Annotated in this window: 14 protein-coding genes; 4 read left to right on the forward strand and 10 right to left on the reverse strand. The window is 72.2% G+C overall.

Translation table 11 applies throughout. The features are described from left to right. Positions 1-30: 30 nt before the first annotated feature. Together A3CE_RS0127440 and A3CE_RS0127445 are read right to left on the reverse strand one after the other, a co-directional pair. Positions 31-267, reverse strand: a complete 237-nt coding sequence (locus A3CE_RS0127440; protein ID WP_020643300.1) for a hypothetical protein — start codon at positions 265-267, stop codon at positions 31-33. Then, on the reverse strand, positions 260-1,555 hold the full coding sequence (locus tag A3CE_RS0127445) for a PspC domain-containing protein (protein WP_026468915.1): 1,296 nt from the start codon (positions 1,553-1,555) through the stop codon (positions 260-262). Before A3CE_RS0127445 ends, A3CE_RS0127440 begins: the two co-directional genes overlap by 8 nt. Before the next feature lie 129 nt (positions 1,556-1,684). On the opposite strand from A3CE_RS0127445, the gene A3CE_RS0127450 reads away from it, so the two are divergent. After that, positions 1,685-2,992 (forward strand): ATP-binding protein, encoded by a 1,308-nt coding sequence (locus tag A3CE_RS0127450; RefSeq protein ID WP_020643302.1) that lies wholly within the window; start codon positions 1,685-1,687, stop codon positions 2,990-2,992. 40 nt (positions 2,993-3,032) lie between these two features. Continuing rightward, positions 3,033-3,701 carry a response regulator gene (locus A3CE_RS0127455; protein WP_020643303.1) on the forward strand — a complete coding sequence of 223 codons (669 nt, stop codon included), beginning with the start codon at positions 3,033-3,035 and terminating at the stop codon, positions 3,699-3,701. Here the strand turns inward: A3CE_RS0127455 and A3CE_RS0127460 are convergent. After that, positions 3,698-4,609, reverse strand: a complete 912-nt coding sequence (locus tag A3CE_RS0127460; RefSeq protein WP_020643304.1) for a DMT family transporter — start codon at positions 4,607-4,609, stop codon at positions 3,698-3,700. The two genes, A3CE_RS0127455 and A3CE_RS0127460, sit on opposite strands and share 4 nt — an antisense overlap. A 102-nt stretch (positions 4,610-4,711) precedes the next feature. Between A3CE_RS0127460 and A3CE_RS0127465 the strand changes: the two genes are divergently transcribed. Next, positions 4,712-5,614, forward strand: a complete 903-nt coding sequence (locus A3CE_RS0127465) for a LysR family transcriptional regulator (protein ID WP_020643305.1) — start codon at positions 4,712-4,714, stop codon at positions 5,612-5,614. A gap of 10 nt (positions 5,615-5,624) precedes the next feature. Here the strand turns inward: A3CE_RS0127465 and A3CE_RS0127470 are convergent, their stop codons facing one another. The 7 genes from A3CE_RS0127470 to A3CE_RS0127500 all read right to left on the reverse strand — a co-directional run bounded on the left by A3CE_RS0127470 (position 5,625) and on the right by A3CE_RS0127500 (position 12,589). Continuing rightward, positions 5,625-6,794, reverse strand: coding sequence for a serine/threonine-protein kinase (locus tag A3CE_RS0127470; protein WP_020643306.1), 1,170 nt, complete (start codon positions 6,792-6,794; stop codon positions 5,625-5,627). 13 nt (positions 6,795-6,807) lie between these two features. Beyond that, positions 6,808-8,427, reverse strand: coding sequence for a serine/threonine-protein kinase (locus tag A3CE_RS0127475; protein ID WP_020643307.1), 1,620 nt, complete (start codon positions 8,425-8,427; stop codon positions 6,808-6,810). 215 nt (positions 8,428-8,642) lie between these two features. Continuing rightward, positions 8,643-9,500 carry a hypothetical protein gene (locus A3CE_RS0127480; RefSeq protein ID WP_020643308.1) on the reverse strand — a complete coding sequence of 286 codons (858 nt, stop codon included), beginning with the start codon at positions 9,498-9,500 and terminating at the stop codon, positions 8,643-8,645. 260 nt (positions 9,501-9,760) lie between these two features. Further along, positions 9,761-10,990, reverse strand: a complete 1,230-nt coding sequence (locus tag A3CE_RS0127485) for a hypothetical protein (RefSeq protein ID WP_020643309.1) — start codon at positions 10,988-10,990, stop codon at positions 9,761-9,763. A gap of 337 nt (positions 10,991-11,327) precedes the next feature. Then, a complete protein-coding gene (locus tag A3CE_RS0127490) occupies positions 11,328-11,642 on the reverse strand; it encodes a hypothetical protein (RefSeq protein WP_020643310.1) in 315 nt (104 codons plus the stop codon). 64 nt (positions 11,643-11,706) lie between these two features. Next, complete coding sequence (locus A3CE_RS0127495; protein WP_020643311.1) at positions 11,707-12,003, reverse strand: chorismate mutase; 297 nt, start codon at positions 12,001-12,003, stop codon at positions 11,707-11,709. A gap of 160 nt (positions 12,004-12,163) precedes the next feature. Beyond that, positions 12,164-12,589 (reverse strand): DUF1707 SHOCT-like domain-containing protein, encoded by a 426-nt coding sequence (locus A3CE_RS0127500; protein ID WP_020643312.1) that lies wholly within the window; start codon positions 12,587-12,589, stop codon positions 12,164-12,166. Between the two features lie 222 nt (positions 12,590-12,811). On the opposite strand from A3CE_RS0127500, the gene pcrA reads away from it, so the two are divergent. Next, complete coding sequence (pcrA, locus tag A3CE_RS0127505) at positions 12,812-15,226, forward strand: DNA helicase PcrA (protein WP_020643313.1); 2,415 nt, start codon at positions 12,812-12,814, stop codon at positions 15,224-15,226. Positions 15,227-15,632: the final 406 nt, after the last annotated feature.

Below are 15,632 nucleotides of genomic sequence, written 5' to 3' on the forward strand. Positions count from 1 at the left end.
CGGCGTGGGATCCGGGGCCTCGAGGGCTTTTCAGCGGCGGCGCTTGCCGAACGACGCGCCGAGGAGCAGCAGCCCCACGAACACCGCGCCGCCGGCGACGACCCAGCGGAAGTCGAACTGCGGCAGCCAGCTCGCGCCGTCCGAGAGGACGTAGGCCGACACCAGCAGCGTCGCCACCCCGACGATCAGGGTGAAGACGTCCACGCCGTGCTTGGCGGGCTGGGTTTCCGCCGGGTTGTCGTAGGCGTAAGGGTTCTGGTCAGCCACGCTGCACCTCCACGTTGCCCACCCTGTTCGACACGTGCAGGGTGATCTTCTGGCCGCCGACGCCGTCGGTGCCGGTGTCCGTCCCGGTCAGCGCTTCCTGGCTGACGCCGTTCGCGGACTGGGTGAAGCACGACGTGTCGCCGGCGCCGGTGCGGCAGTCGAAGGTGACGTCCGCCGTCTCCGGCACGGTGATCGTGGTGTTGCCCGCGCCGTTGCTCACGGTCGTCGAGTAGGGCGCCCCGGGGGGCAGCTTGCTCAGGTCGAGGTCGATGTCGCCCGCCGCGTGCTGGTAGAGCGGCTTCACGTCGGCCACCGTGTGCAGGGTCGGCCGGAGATCGCCGACGCCGCCGCGGAAGTCGAGGTCCTGGAACGGCGCCGTGGTCAGCACCATCCCGGCGATCGACAGCGGCACCGCGAGCCCGATCAGGCCGCGCCCGCCGCCGGCGAACGCGCCGGTGACCAGGCCGATCCCGACCACGCCGAGGACCAGGCCGATGATGTGCTGCGCGGAGAACCAGCCGGCGCCGTTGAGGTTCGCCAGCACGCCGGCGCCGGCGGTCACCACGGCGATCGCGAACATCGCCGAGCCCACCTTCGACCGCCGTCGCGGCGCCCGGTACGACGGGGGAGGCGGCGGCGTGGGCCGCGGCTCCTGGACGGGCGGCGCGTCGGGCAGGTCCCAGCCGGCCGGGTCGGCGGCGAGGGGATCCCAGCCCCGTGCCGTCGACGGCGCCTCGGCGGTGTCGGTCATGGTGAAGGCTCCGTTTCCGGTGAAGTTTCCGGTGAAGTCCTGGTACGACGTCCGCGCGGTGACCGGCGCGGGGCGGTTCTCGTGGCCGCGGCTGCGGTGCAGCAGGTAGAGCGCGGCGGCGATGAGCGCGAAGCTGATGAGACCGCCGCCGTCGAACCAGGAGCCGGTGAACGAGCCCCCGACGCTGATGACGGTGAGCACCAGCAGCACGACGGCGAACGCGGGCGACACCGACGACCGGCCGCGCCCGATCAGGCCTTCGAAGCCGGACACTTCGTCGCTCTCACCCGGCAGGAACAGCCACCCCAGTAAGTAGAACGGCACCCCGAAGCCGCCGAAGATCGTGGTCACCACCAGCGCGATCCGCACGACGACGGGATCGATCCCGTACCGGTACCCGATCGCCGCGGCGACGCCGGCCAGCTTCCGCCCGGCGTGCGGCCGCCGCGGCCGGCTGGCCCAGAAGTCCTTGACGGTCTCCTCGAAGCCGTTCAACGGACTCTGCTTCGGAGCCCGTGTCTCGCTCGCACCACTCATGAGGAAAAGCATGCGGCACCAGCCGCGGCGCGACATCCGGGATGGTCCCTGAGGTTTCCCGGACAGGGGCCTGGGCCGGAGCAGCGACTGGTTCAGGGGTTTCCCCGATGGAACCGCGTGCCCGCGCGTGTGACCATGGACGGCGTGCAGGAGTCCCTCGACCACGTCACCGCCGAGCAGGCGATCCCGGCCACGACGGCCGAGTCGCCGCCGAAGATGTTCCGGCGGCGGTCCGGGCGGGCGATCGCCGGTGTTGCCGGTGGCCTCGCCGATCACCTCGGCATACCGGTCGTCTGGGTGCGGACGGCCTTTGCGCTGCTGGCCGCGCTCAACGGCGCCGGCCTGCTCGCCTACGGCCTCCTCTGGGTCTTCGTCCAGCAGCAGTCCGAAGAGGCCGCCGACGCCCCGACACCGAAGGAACGGCAGCAGGCCTTCGGCCTGGTCGCGCTCGGTGTCGGCCTCGCCGTCGCCAGCGGGACGCTCACCGGGTTCATCAGCGGCTGGGTCGCGGTGCCGCTCGCCGTCGCCATGATCGGTCTCGCGGTCGTCTGGCGGGAGGCCGACGAGTCGCAGCGCCGCCGCTGGCGGTCCGGCGCGAAGGACGGCTTCGCCGGTGCCTTCCTCGGCGGGGGCGGCTGGTCGGCCGCGATCCGGATCGTCGCCGGCGTCGCGCTGGTGATCACCGGCATCGGGGTCGTCGTGCTCCGCAGCGGCAGCCTCGACCAGGTCCAGTTCGCGCTCATCGCCGTCATCGCCACGCTCATCGGCGTCGCCGTGCTGACCGTGCCGTTCTGGCTGCGGCTGGTCCGCGACCTCTCCGACGAGCGCAAGGCCCGCATCCGCACCGACGAACGCGCCGAGATCGCCGCCCACCTGCACGACTCCGTGCTGCAGACCCTCGCGCTCATCCAGAAGCAGAGCGAGCAGCCGCGTGAGGTCGCGCGGCTGGCCCGCAGCCAGGAACGCGAGCTGCGCGGCTGGCTCTACGGCCCGAACGGCTACGGCAAGCCGGCCGAGAAGGTCGAGGAAGCGACCGGGCAGCTGTCCGAGGCACTCGCCACGGCGTGCGGCGAGGTCGAGGACACCTTCGCGATCTCCGTCGGCCAGGTCGTCGTCGGCGACGCCGAGCTGGACGAGTCGCTGGTGGCGCTCGTCCAGGCCGCCCGGGAGGCGATCGTCAACGCCGCGAAGCACGCCGGTGTCGACGAAGTCAGCGTTTACGCCGAGGTCGAGCCGACGTCGGTCACGGTGTTCGTGCGCGACCGCGGCAAGGGCTTCGACCCCGACGTCGTCCCGGACGACCGCCACGGGCTCGCCGACTCGGTCCGCGGCCGGATGACCCGGCACGGCGGCACGTGCAAGGTGCGGACCGCGCCGGGGGAAGGCACCGAAGTACAGCTCGCCATGCCGGTGAAAGCGGGCAAGGGCGCCGCGTGAGGCGGCTATGCTCGAAGCTCAGGGCTAGCGAGGGAGAGTCGTGACTGACAGCCAGCGGGAACCGGTCAAGGTGTTCCTCGTCGACGACCACGCGCTGTTCCGCGCGGGGGTGCGCACCGAGCTCGATTCGATCACCGACGAGGTCCGCGTGGTCGGCGAGGCCGGTTCGGTCGCCGAGGCCGTCGCCGGGATCGCCCGGACGAAGCCGCAGGTCGTGCTGCTCGACGTGCACATGCCCGACGGCGGCGGCGCCGAGGTGCTGCGCCGGGTCCGCCCGGAGCTGCCGGACACCGTCTTCCTGGCCCTGTCGGTCTCCGACGCGGCCGAGGACGTCATCGCGGTCATCCGCGCCGGCGCCCGCGGGTACGTCACGAAGACGATCTCGTCGAAGGAGCTGGTCCGCGCGGTGGTCCGGGTCGCGGACGGCGACGCGGTGTTCTCGCCGCGGCTGGCCGGGTTCGTGCTGGACGCGTTCGCCGACCGCCCGGGCTCGGCGCCGATCAACGACCCCGAGCTGGACCTGCTGACCCCGCGCGAGCGCGACGTCCTGCGGCTGCTGGCCCGCGGCTACGCGTACAAGGAGATCGCGTCGGAGCTGTTCATCTCGGTGAAGACGGTCGAGACGCACGTCTCGAGCGTCCTGCGGAAGACCCAGCTGTCGAACCGCTACGAGCTCTCCCGCTGGGCCTCCGACCGCCGCTTGGTCTAGACGCGCTCCTCCGCCAGGAGCGGCACCGGCGCTGCGACCGGCTTCTGGAGCCGGGTCAGCGCGACGCCGCCCAGGACGACCACCATGCCCGCGATCACCCGCAGGGTGAGCTGCTCGCCCAGGAACACCGTGCCCAGCAGCACCGACACCACCGGCAGCAGGTAGCCGACGACGGACGCGGCGACCGCGCCTTCGCTCGCCAGCAGCTGGTAGTTCAGCGCGAACGCGATCCCCGTCGACCCGATGCCGAGCACCAGCACCGCGAGCACCGGCCCGGCGGAAACGTGCACCGGAGTGAACCCGCCCGCGGGCAGCGCCAGCACGAGAAACCCGCTGGCCAGCAGCATCTGCCCGGCCGAAGTCGCGTATGGCGACAACGAAGGGTCCGACAGGTACTTGCCCTCGTAGACGAACGCGAAGCCGTAGCTCGCCGCCGCGGCCAGGCAGGCCAGCGCGCCCCAGCTGAGCAGGCCCGACGCCTGCCACGGCGCGAAGATCAGCAGGATGCCGCCGAGCCCGGCCAGCAGCCCGGCCAACCGCGTCCCGGTCATCCGCGGCGACGTCCCCATCAGCGGCGCGGCCAGGAGCACCCACAGCGGCGTCGTCGAGTTGAGCACGCCGGTGATCCCCGAGTCGACGGTCGTCTCGCCGATGGCGAACAACAGGAACGGCAGCGCGTTGTGGAAGAACGCCGCGACGGCCAGGTGTCCCCACATCCGCCGTCCGCGCGGCAGCCGTGCCCGGTGCAGGCGGCACAGCACGAGCAACATGGCCGCGCCGAGCACGAGCCGCGCCAGCACCAGCTGCACCGGCGAGAACATCCCCAGTCCCAGCTTGATCCAGAAGAAGCTCGAGCCCCACATCAGCGCCAGCGCACCGATCCTCAGCAGGGTCTTCGTCTCGCCCACCCAGTCCTCCTTCGCCGATCAGCGCCAGCTTCACCCGGGCGTGACGTAAGGACAAGCGAAATTAGCTGCAGGAATACTTAAGCGCAGCTGTACGATCGGAGCATGCTCGACGTCCGCCGCATGCAGGTCCTCCGCGCCGTGATCACCAGCGGGTCGATCACCGCCGCGGCCCGCAACCTGGGCTACACGCCCTCCGCGATCAGCCAGCAGCTGTCGGCGCTGGAACGCGAGGCCGGCACCGAACTGCTCGAACGCGTCGGGCGCGGCGTCCGGGCGACCCCGGCGGGCTCGCTGCTGTCCGAGCACGCCGAGACGCTGAGCACCGAGCTCGCCCGGGCCGAGGCGGCGCTGACCGAGCTCAAGGAGGGCCGCATCGGCCGCGTCTCCATCCGCTACTTCGCGACCGCGGGCGCGTCCCTGGTCCCGCCCGCCATCGCCGCCGTCCGCCGCGAGCACCCCGGTGTGCACCTCGACCTCAAGCTCGTCGAACCCGACGACCCGATGGCGGCCGTCGAGGCGGGCCACGCCGACGTCGCGATCACCGTCTACCCCCGCCGGACCCCGCCCGCCAAGGGCGTCGAGCTGGTGCACCTGCTCGACGACCCGTACCGGGCCGTGCTGCCGAAGACCCACCCGCTGGCCCGCAAGCGCGTGCTGGACCTGACGGAGTTCGCCGAAGAGCCGTGGGTCGGCGTGGACGGCATGCCCGGGATCTGCCGCGACATCCTGGACAGCGCCTGCGCGTCCGCCGGGTTCACGCCGAACATCGTCGTGGAGTCCGAGGACTACCAGACGGCACAGGGGTTCGTCGCCGCCGGCATCGGCGTCGGCCTCATCCCGGAGCTCGGGCTCGGCGCCCAGCACCCCGGAGTGGTCGTCCGGCGGATCCGCAACCCGGAGCCGGTCCGCGCGATCCACGCCGCGGTCGCCTCGCGGTCCGCGAGCCACCCGGCCGTCCGCACGCTGCTGGCGGCGATGCGCGCGGCGAGCGTCAAAGTGGCCTAGACGAAGTGGCCTAGACGAAGAACAGTTCCGAAACAAGGATGCCGACCAGCACCGCCGCGAGGATCGCGGCCACGGTGATCAGCGCCTTCTTCGACACCGGCAGGTTCCACGCCTCGGCCGGCCGGGCCGGGGCGGCCGGCGCCGGCGCGTACTGCGTTGCCTGGTGCGGCGGAGTTGCTTGGTGCGGCGGAATTGCCTGCGGCGGCGGAACCGGCTGCATCCGCTGGGTCTCCTCGGCCGAGGAGTAACCGGGTGCGGGCGGGGCGACCGGGATCTGCTGCTGGAACTGCGGAGCCGACGGCGGCATCGGCGGAAGCGGCTGCGGCACCGGCGGCCCCGCGGCCGCCAGCCCCGGGTTGAACGGCGGCGCCGGCGGGGGTGGGGGCGGCGGCATCCCGGGCGCGGTCGGCGGAATGAACGCCGTTTCACGGCCCTCGGTGATCGCCTTCAGCGAGCGGACGGTGTCCGCCATCGTCGGCCGGGTCGTCGGATCCGAGCGCAGCATCTTGCGCAGCGCTTCGGTGAGGACGCCCGCGTTCTGCGGCGGCCGTTCGGACGACTGGCCGTCGTCCCCGAACGGCGGCACGCCCTCCACCGAGGTGTAGAGCGTCGCGCCGAGGGAGAAGACGTCGGCGGCCGGCGTGCCCGGCAGCCCGCGCGCGACCTCTGGCGCCACGTACGCCGGGCTCGGGCCGCCGCCGCTGATGCCGATGTCGGTGAGCTTCACGCCGCCGTCGTCGGCCAGGAGCACCGTGCCCGGCTCGAGGGTGCGGTGGACGAACCCGGCCGCGTGGATCGCGGCGAGGGCGTTCCCGAGCTGGATGCCCAGCAGCGCCGCCTGGTCAGGGGTGAGCCTGCCGTGCTCGGCGAGGAAGGTCGCCATGCTGCGCGACGGGATGTACTCCATCACCAGCCAGACGTCCTGGCCGTCCGGCAGCACGTCGAACACCTTGATCGCGCTCGGGTGCTCGATCCGCGCCGCGTCCTTGCCCTCCTGCATGGCGGCCGCGCGCGCCTGCTCGGCGCGCTCCCCGGCCCCGACCGGCAGGTACATCCGCTTCATCGCGACGGTGCGGAACAGCCGCGTGTCGAACGCCAGCCACACGATGCCCGCGCGGCCGCGGCCGATCGGCTGGTCCAGCCGGAACCGGCCGCCGACGATGGTGCCTTCAGAACTCAAGACGTACCTCGGGTCACGGCGTGGTGGTTGTCGGTGTTGCGGTAGGCGGAGTGGTGGTGGGCGACGGCGGCGTTTCGGAAGTCGACGTCGTGGCCTTCGTGCTGGGCTTGGTCGGCGTCGGTGTGTCTTCGGTGCTCCGCGGCGTGGTCGTGCGCTTCGACGTGGTCGGCTTCGTCGACGGCAGATCCACCGTGGAGGTGGGCAGATCCGTCGTCGACGGGAGCGTTTCCGACGTCGCCGCCGGTGACGGCTTGGTGCTCGGCACCGTCGCCGCCGGTGCCGCCGGGTTGTTCGGGCTCAGCAGCCAGACGACGAGCGCGACCAGGCCCACGACCACGATGCCGCCGAGGATCGCCGGGCGCTTCCACGCGCCGGGCTTCTCGTCGTCATCGTCGGCGGGGCTGGTCTGCGGGCGCTGCCGGGGCGGGGGCGGCGGGGCCGGCTCGTCGTCGTAATCGTCGTAGTCGTCGTACTGGTCGTCCGCGTACGGGCCCTGCTCGTGCGGCGGCACCGGGACGGCGCGGGTCGCGGCCAGCCCGGGCGGCACGCCCCCGTGCTGGTTGTCCGCCGGGTAGCGGTCGTACCTGTCGTAGTCGTCCTCCGGGTAGCCGGTGGCTTCCGGGTAGTCGTCCTCGTCGTAGTACGGCACGGCCTGGGTCGGCGCCGCGTCGCCGAGCAGCGTGCCCGAGTGACCGGCGGGGACCTCGTCGAACATCTGGGTCGCGTTCGGGTCGGCGACGGCGGCCGCGCCGAGGACACCGGCGGACGGCGCCAGCATGGTCTCCTCCGCCGGGCCGCCGAGCGGCGTCTCACCGCGCGCGACGGCGGCGAGCAGCTCTTCGCACTCCTCGGCGGTCGGCCGGTGCTCGACGTCCGGGTGCAGCAGCACGGCCAGCACGCTGGCCAGCGGTCCGGACTGGCGCGGCGGGTTGATCTGCCCGGCCGCGACCGCGTGCAGCAGGCTGAGCGTGTTCTCGGACAACCCGAACGGCGGCTGGCCCTCGCAGGCCGCGTACAGCGTCGAGCCGAGGGAGAAGATGTCGGACTCCGGCCCGGGCTCGCCGCCGATCGCGACCTCGGGGGCCAGGTAGGCGGGCGTGCCGGCGATCATCCCGGTCTTGGTGACCGTGACGTCGTCCTTGGCACGGGAGATGCCGAAGTCGGTGATCTTCACGACGCCGTTGCCGCCGAGGAGGATGTTGCCCGGCTTGATGTCGCGGTGCACGATGCCGACCGCGTGCGCCTCGCGCAGCGCCGCGGCGACCTGGGCGCCGATGCGCGCCACCTCGGTCGGCGGCAGCGTGCGGCGTTCCTGCAGCACGGTGGCCAGGCTGGTGGAGTTGAGGTACTCCATGATCAGGCAGGGCTGGCCGTTGTCGTCGGTGACGACGTCGAAGACCGAGATCGCGTTCGGGTGGTGCAGCCGGGCCGCGATCCGGCCTTCGCGCATCGTCCGCTGCCGGGCGTCCTCTTTGTCGTGCTCGTCCAGGTGCGGCTGGAGCAGGAGCTGCTTGATGGCCACGGTGCGGCCCAGGACCTCGTCCTGCGCCTGCCAGACGGCCCCCATCGCGCCCGTGCCGATCCGGCCGACGATGCGATATCGACCGGCGACCAGACGACCCTCGTCGCTCACGCGACCTCCCTTTGGGCTCCGACTTCACCAGGGCGTGAGGATCGGTGCCTGGTGACGCGGCCACGCGCACGCCGCTTCGATGGAGCGTATGCACGTGTCGTGGGCTGCGGGCCGGCTTTTCCGAGACCGGCCCGTGACAAGGCTAGGCGCTCACTCTGCGCACACGAATCCGGTACAGGCACTTGAACCACGGGTGAAGGGGTGATCGCCGAGGGCTACATGTACTGGGCCGAGACGAGCTCGGCTTCGGTGATCAGGTTGCCGGTGTCGGCGACCCGGAACAGCTGGGTGACGCGCACCATCGCGCCGTCCGGCCGGTGCAGAGTGGCGACCGCGAGGATCGAGCCGTCCGGGTTGATCTGCGTGTCGGCCTCTTGGACGTCGATGGCGTCCATCGCGCTCCAGGTGCGGACCAGCTCGCCGGCCGCGCCGTCGGCCAGCGCCGGGCTCAGCAGCGCCAGTGCGCCCGCCGAATCCCGGGCGACGGTGGCGTAGAAGTTCTTGACCGCCTGGATCTTCTGGCTCGCGCTGCGCGCGTCGGCCGCCTTGTCCGGCACCGGCTCGGCCTGGCCCGGCGTCCGGTGGGCCGGTGAACGGCCCTGGGCGGGCGCGGTGGCCGGCGTGGTGCTTTGGGCGTGCGCTCCCGGCGTCGCGGGCTCGTTCTGCTCCGGCGAGCCGCCACCGGCCTGGTGCTGCGGCACGGCGAGGCCGCCGAGCTCGGCGGCTCCGGTGAAGCCGGCGGGCGTCGACTGGCCGCCGGACGCGGCGCGGTGCGAGCTGGTCAGCATCGGCGCGGCGATCACCGCGCCTGCGACGAGCGCACCGGCGGTGACGAGCCCGGCCAGCTTGGCGCGGCGGGCGACCCGGCTCTCCGGCTCACCGCCGTCCTCGGCCTGCGCCGGCTCGCGGACCGGCTCGGGCCGCGGCGGCAGGAACTTCTGCGGGTCGCGGAAGACCTGCTCGAGATAGTCGCGGTCGGCGTCGTCGACGCCGTCGAGAATCTCGGCCGGGATGACGTCCTCGACGCGGACGGCGTGGGGTGATTCCCGCCGTGTGCGCTGCCGATCAAGCACGAAAGTCCTCGCTCTGGGGTGCCGGGGACGGCCACTCGGCCGTTCGGCCGGATGCCCGTTGGTCCGGTTGGCCGGTTCGTGGCCGGTTCCGGATCCGCTGTCGTCAGGTAACCCTGTGCGGACGGCGACCACCAGGCTCTGTCGCCGGAATGCCGTCGCGACACGACGAGCGGCAGCTTATGTCACCCACCCGGACCAGGCATAACCGCTCGGCGCATCGCACGTGCATCAGAACGGGCAAACCGCACGTGCGGGTTTGACTACCGGCCGTCAGCGGTGATCTTGTCGCCGTCTCCGAAGGTCAGCGTGCGGACCTCGGTCGTCTTGGTCCCGTCGGTGTGGGTCACCTCGACGGTGTTCACCGTGACGCCGCGCTGCTGGTCGATGCTGACCTTCTTGACCTCGAAGTACGCGATGCCGGCGTACCGCTGGGCGAGCGCCCGCGGTCCTTGGTCGTGGAGCTCGCCGGTGGTCACCGACGAAGCCGCGCCGGGGTCGGTCGTGACGGTGTTGAAGAACCTCTCCGAGTTGTCCCCCATGGTCTGGGCGTCCGGCGGGAAGGAGTACCACCACGGCGGTTTGACCGGGGTTTCGCGCTGGGCGGGCGTGACCGGTGGCTTCGCCGGGGCGGCGCTGGGCGCAACCGCGTCGGTCGGCGCCACCGGCCCGGTGGTGCCGTCGTCGCTGCCGGCGGGCGGGGGCACCACGCCGTCGACCGGGCCGGCCCCACCGCCGCCGCTGGTCTTCCCGGCGGCGTTCGCCGGCCGGGACGCGGTTTCCGGCCCCGCCGCGGACCCGCCCTCCGAGGGGGGACGGTGCTCGCCGGTCGGGTCGACGAGCGCCGGCGCGCCCTGGTAGCCGGGCCACGCGCCCTGCACGGCCTGATCCATCGGCGGCTTGCCGACCAGGAACGACCCGGCGCACAGCAGTCCGACGACCACGGCCCCGGACGCGCCGGTGGCGAACCAGGCCGCCTTCCGCCAGGTCTTCGGCGGGGTCACCGACGCGGGCACCGAGCCGATGGTGAAGCCGCCCAGCCCGTCGATCGGCGGGGCCGGGTAGATGCGGACGTCGTCGTCATCGAGGTCCGTGCGGCGCGGGGCCGGGGTGGCCAGCGAGACGCGGGTGCGGCGGGCGGCCTGGTCGGCGCGGGACTCGGTGAGCGGCGCCTCGGCGCCGTCGTCTTCGAAGCTGTTTTTGAAGCGGTCTTTGCAGCCGCCGGCCTCGAAGCCGTCGAGCGGGAGGCTGCCGTGCACGGCCGGGAACAGCGGCGGCGCGGGCCGCCGGTCACGGGGCTGCGGCAGCGACGGCTGGGGGAGCGGGAGCGAGCCCGACATCGGCGGGTCGGCCGGCGGCGAGCCGGCCGCGTGGTGCCGCACGGGGCGGTGCTGCGGCAGCGGGGGCGTCCAGCTCTCCGCGCCGCCGCGCCGGTGCCGGCCGGGATGCGCGGGCGCCGCGGCGCGTCCGGGGAACTCCGTGCCATTGCTCATGCGGGCTCGACCATCCGGCCCCGGGGTCCTGACGCCGTTCGGCCCGGGAACGACCCGATCGGAGCACCCTCACGCGCGGAATCCTGTTCGGAATCCTGCGCAAATGCACGCGCACGCGACAGTGGGCGCGCGGGGCCGGTGCCCCCGCGCGTCCTCCGCCGGGCATCACCCGACCCAGACGCAAGGGTCCTCACGGCGTCAACAGTAAAAGCATCCGGCGGCGAAAGTCGCCCCCAAACCTGCAAGTTGCAGCGGTTTCACTCGGTCGGGCGCGACCGAACGGGCGAAGGTTACGCTGCGAAGTTTCACGCAGCGAAGTCGGCGCAGTTCAGCGCCTTCAGCCGCCCGAACGGTAACGGTCGCGCGTGGACTGCAGCGCCTTCGTCGCCACCGCGCCGCTACCGGCCGCGACGATGATCGCCACGATGTCGAGGCCCGTACCCCCGGACGTGAGCAACCACGCGAACAGCGAAGCCGCGGTGGTACCGCCGGCAACGGCCCACCGGCTGCGGACGTACTGCGCGACCGGAGCACCCCCGGCACGCTTACCCGCGGCGTTGTTCAGCAGCGCCAGATACCCCACATGGCCCAGCGCGGCCAGCACGCTCGCGAGCGCGACGATGACGGCGATGAGGTTCACGAGCCAGTCCATGTCCCCAGTCTGCCCGCAGCCGGGCCGCCGGTGCCTCGGGGAAGTCCCCGAATTCCCGCGACTGTTACCGGCCGAGCCGCCCGCGTCCGAGGTTCAGCAGCGCCATGGCCAGCTGACGGCCTTCCGGGCCGAGTTCGCGGTAGCGCGCGAGCACGTCCATCTCGCGGTTGTAGACGATGCGCGTGCCGCCGGCGGCCATCCGCGCGGCGCCGATCGTCTTGGACACCGCGACCCTGCGTTTCACGAGCCGGAGGATCTCCTTGTCCAGCCAGTCGATCTCCTGCCGGAGCGACGCGATGTCGTCACCGGCGGGGGTTTCCTCGGCGGGCTGGCCGTCGGCGTTGGTCGTTTTCGCGTTCATCGAGACCTCTTCCTCGAATCGCGGACCCGGCCCCAGGGACGGCGAAAGCCCCGGGTCCGTGGACTCCGGGGCTGACGTGATGGCTGTTCGGGCACTACGCGATCACGGGAGCCGGAGTCCGGATCCCGTGAAAAATCGTCCCGCGTGGTGCCGCACACGATCAGTATGGCACAGCGGCGCCGGCGCGCTCCCGGAACGAGCGGGCCCTGGCGTGCACCAGGACGCTCACCGCGAGCCAGAACAACGGGAACGCCGGCCAGAAGAATCCCGCGCCCAGCACCGCCCAGCGGACGATCACCAGCACCGCGACCGCGACCACCACGGCGAGGTGGACGCGCAGCGCGGGGTGCCGCCGCAGGGCATCCCGGGTGAGCGGGAAACCGGGCCGCGGCGGCGCGGGCCGCGGCAGGTCGGCGGTGAGCTCCGTCAGGTCGTCGGTGAACCGGGCGGCGTAGACGCGGGTGAGGCGCTCTTCGACCTCGTCGAGGGTGAGCCGGCCTTCGGAACCGGCGGTCTGGACAACGGTGGCGACGCGCTCGCGGTCGGCGTCGGCGGCCCGGACACGGGCGGTGTGGGTGGTTTCCATGTCCGCCGATGCTCCGCGCGCCCGCCCCGCCGCGCGTCGGTTGCCAGGCGACACCTTCCGCTACGCCCGCTGCGGTAGCCCACCGCGTCCGACGCCGTGAACGACTCGTTCATGACGTCCGACGTCAGGAACGAGTCGTTCACGACGTCGCGGCGACACCCGGCATCCCCACACCGACGACTGTGCCGGGCCCCGGCCCGCCCGGGGTAGCGTGGACGCACGATGGACACCCTCTTCGATCTCCCCGCCGCGACCCCTGTGCGCAAGCCCGCCGCCGGCGGGCAGGCCGAGCTGCTCGACGACCTGAACCCCGCCCAGCGCGAAGCCGTCACCCACGCCGGTGGCCCGCTGCTGGTGGTGGCGGGCGCGGGATCGGGCAAGACCCGGGTGCTGACCCGCCGGATCGCCTACCTGCTCGGCCACCGCCGGGTGCACCCCGGCGAAATCATGGCGATCACGTTCACCAACAAGGCCGCCGCCGAGATGCGCGAGCGCGTCGCCGCGCTCGTCGGGCGCCGCGCCAACGCGATGTGGGTGTCGACGTTCCACTCGATGTGCGTGCGGATCCTGCGCCGCGAGGCCAAGACGCTGGACATGTCGTCGAGCTTCTCCATCTACGACTCCGACGACACCAAGCGGCTGATCACGTTGGTGGCGCGGGATCTCGACATCGACCCGAAGCGCTACGCCGCCCGCACGCTCGCCGTGCACATCTCGAACCTGAAGAACGAGCTCACCGACCCGGAGACGGCGGCGGCGAACGCGGGCAACGACCTCGAGCGCCGCGTCGCCGAGGTTTACGTGGAGTACCAGCGGCGGCTCAACCAGGCCAACGCCTTCGACTTCGACGACCTGATCATGCGCACGGTCTCGCTGCTGCAGGCGTTCCCGGACGTCGCCGAGTACTACCGGCGGCGGTTCCGCCACGTGCTGGTCGACGAGTACCAGGACACGAACCACGCGCAGTACACGCTGGTCCGCGAGCTGGCCGGGACCGTGCCGAACGAAGCGGGCGTCGAGCCGGCCGAGCTGGTCGTCGTGGGTGACGCGGACCAGTCGATCTACGCCTTCCGCGGCGCGACGATCCGCAACATCGAGGAGTTCGAGCGGGACTTCCCGAACGCGCACACCATCCTGCTGGAGCAGAACTACCGCTCCACGCAGACGATCCTGTCCGCGGCCAACGCCGTCATCGAGCGGAACCCGAACCGCCGCGCGAAGCGGCTGTGGACCGACTCGGGCGAGGGCGAGAAGATCGTCGGCTACGTCGCGGACAACGACCACGACGAAGCCGCGTTCGTCGCCGGCGAGATCGACGCGCTGGCCGAGAAGGGCGAAGCCGACTACTCCGACGTCGCCGTCTTCTACCGCACCAACAACCAGTCCAGGGTCTTCGAAGAGATCTTCATCCGGCTCGGCCTGCCGTACAAGGTCGTCGGCGGCGTGCGGTTCTACGAGCGCCGCGAAGTCCGCGACATGATCGCGTACCTGCGCGTGCTGGCGAACCCGGAGGACACGGTCAGCCTGCGGCGCGTGCTGAACGTGCCGAAGCGCGGCATCGGCGACCGCGCGGAAGCCGTCGTGGCGACACACGCCGAGCGCGAGCGGATTTCGTTCGCGCAGGCGCTGCGGGACGCCGTCGAGGGCAAGGTGCCGCTGCTGAACCCGCGCTCGGTCAAGGCGATCGGCGGGTTCGTGGCGCTGCTCGACGAGCTGGGTGCCCTGGTGTCCGAGGGCGCCGAGGTGCACGACGTCCTCGAAGCGGTGCTGGACAAGACCGGCTACCGCGCCGAGCTCGAGGAGTCCGAAGACCCGCAGGACCACACGCGCGTGGAGAACCTGGACGAGCTCGTCACGGTGGCGCGGGAGTTCACCGAGATCACCGCCGCGGTCGTCGCGGACGAGAACGCCGAGCTGGTCGTGGAGGACGGCGTCCCGGCGCCGGGCTCGCTGCCGGCTTTCCTCGAGCGTGTGTCGCTGGTGGCGGACGCCGACTCGGTGCCTTCGCCCGACGGCGGCGACGAAGGCGACGGCGGCGCGGGTGTGGTCACGCTGATGACCGTGCACACCGCGAAGGGCCTGGAGTACCCGGTGGTGTTCTGCACCGGCTGGGAGGACGGCGTCTTCCCGCACATGCGGGCACTCGGCGACCCGACGGAGCTGGCCGAGGAACGGCGGCTGGCGTACGTCGCGATCACGCGGGCCCGGAAGCGCCTGTACGTCTCGCGGGCGATCACGCGCTCGGCGTGGGGCCAGCCGTCGATGAACCCGGCTTCCCGGTTCCTCGACGAACTGCCGCCGGACCTCGTCGACTGGCGGCGGCTGGAGCCCTCCAGCGGCGGTTTCGGCTCGTTCGGTGCCGGCTCGCGGGGGACACCGCGGGCGGCGACCACCTGGGGCGGCCGCCGGTCTTCTGCACCGGCTTCTTCCGGCACGCCGTCGTTCGGCAAGGGCTGGAAGGACACGGTGGCGCTGAAGCTGGACGTCGGCGACCGGGTCAGCCACGACAAGTACGGCCTGGGCACGGTGATCTCCTGCGACGGCGTCGGCCCGCGCGCCACGGCGACGATCGACTTCGGCGCGGCCGGCAAGGTCCGCCTGATGCTCATCGGCAGCGTCCCGATGGTGAAGCTCTAGCCCACTCGGACGGGTGAATCCGGCGGCGATCCTCGCGATCGCCGCCGGAATCGTCGTACCCACCCGCTACAACTGATCCCGTAATCGAACACGAGTTCGACGAGGGGGTAGTGCGGTGTGGACGCGGTGCTGTTTGGGCTCCTGGCCGAAGGGGTACAGAAATACCTGCGAGGAGTCCTGGAGTCGACGGTTCCGGATCGGGGTCGGGAGCCTTCGGGGGCTTCAGGAATTCCTTCGCGTGCGGGAGCGGAGGCGTGCCGGCTGGCCGCCGCCTGGCGCGCGCTGCTCAGGCAGCACGAGCTCGGTACGGACGGGCAATGCGTCACCTGTTGGCGCTGTTCCTGTAGGCGCTGTGATTCCTGCGGCCGGGGACGCCGCTGGACGACCAGGGCTCGGAATGCCGCGC

The organism is Amycolatopsis balhimycina FH 1894, assembly GCF_000384295.1.
GTDB classification, from domain to species: Bacteria; Actinomycetota; Actinomycetes; order Mycobacteriales; family Pseudonocardiaceae; genus Amycolatopsis; species Amycolatopsis balhimycina.

What these genes read in the sequence shown, in the direction of transcription:
- A3CE_RS0127445 (WP_026468915.1), bottom strand. Translation starts at nt 1,555, where the DNA reads ATGAGTGGTGCGAGCGAGACACGGGCTCCGAAGCAGAGTCCGTTGAAC.
- A3CE_RS0127465 (WP_020643305.1), top strand. Translation starts at nt 4,712, where the DNA reads ATGCTCGACGTCCGCCGCATGCAGGTCCTCCGCGCCGTGATCACCAGC.
- A3CE_RS0127485 (WP_020643309.1), bottom strand. Translation starts at nt 10,990, where the DNA reads ATGAGCAATGGCACGGAGTTCCCCGGACGCGCCGCGGCGCCCGCGCAT.
- A3CE_RS0127490 (WP_020643310.1), bottom strand. Translation starts at nt 11,642, where the DNA reads ATGGACTGGCTCGTGAACCTCATCGCCGTCATCGTCGCGCTCGCGAGC.
- A3CE_RS0127495 (WP_020643311.1), bottom strand. Translation starts at nt 12,003, where the DNA reads ATGAACGCGAAAACGACCAACGCCGACGGCCAGCCCGCCGAGGAAACC.
- A3CE_RS0127500 (WP_020643312.1), bottom strand. Translation starts at nt 12,589, where the DNA reads ATGGAAACCACCCACACCGCCCGTGTCCGGGCCGCCGACGCCGACCGC.
- pcrA (WP_020643313.1), top strand. Translation starts at nt 12,812, where the DNA reads ATGGACACCCTCTTCGATCTCCCCGCCGCGACCCCTGTGCGCAAGCCC.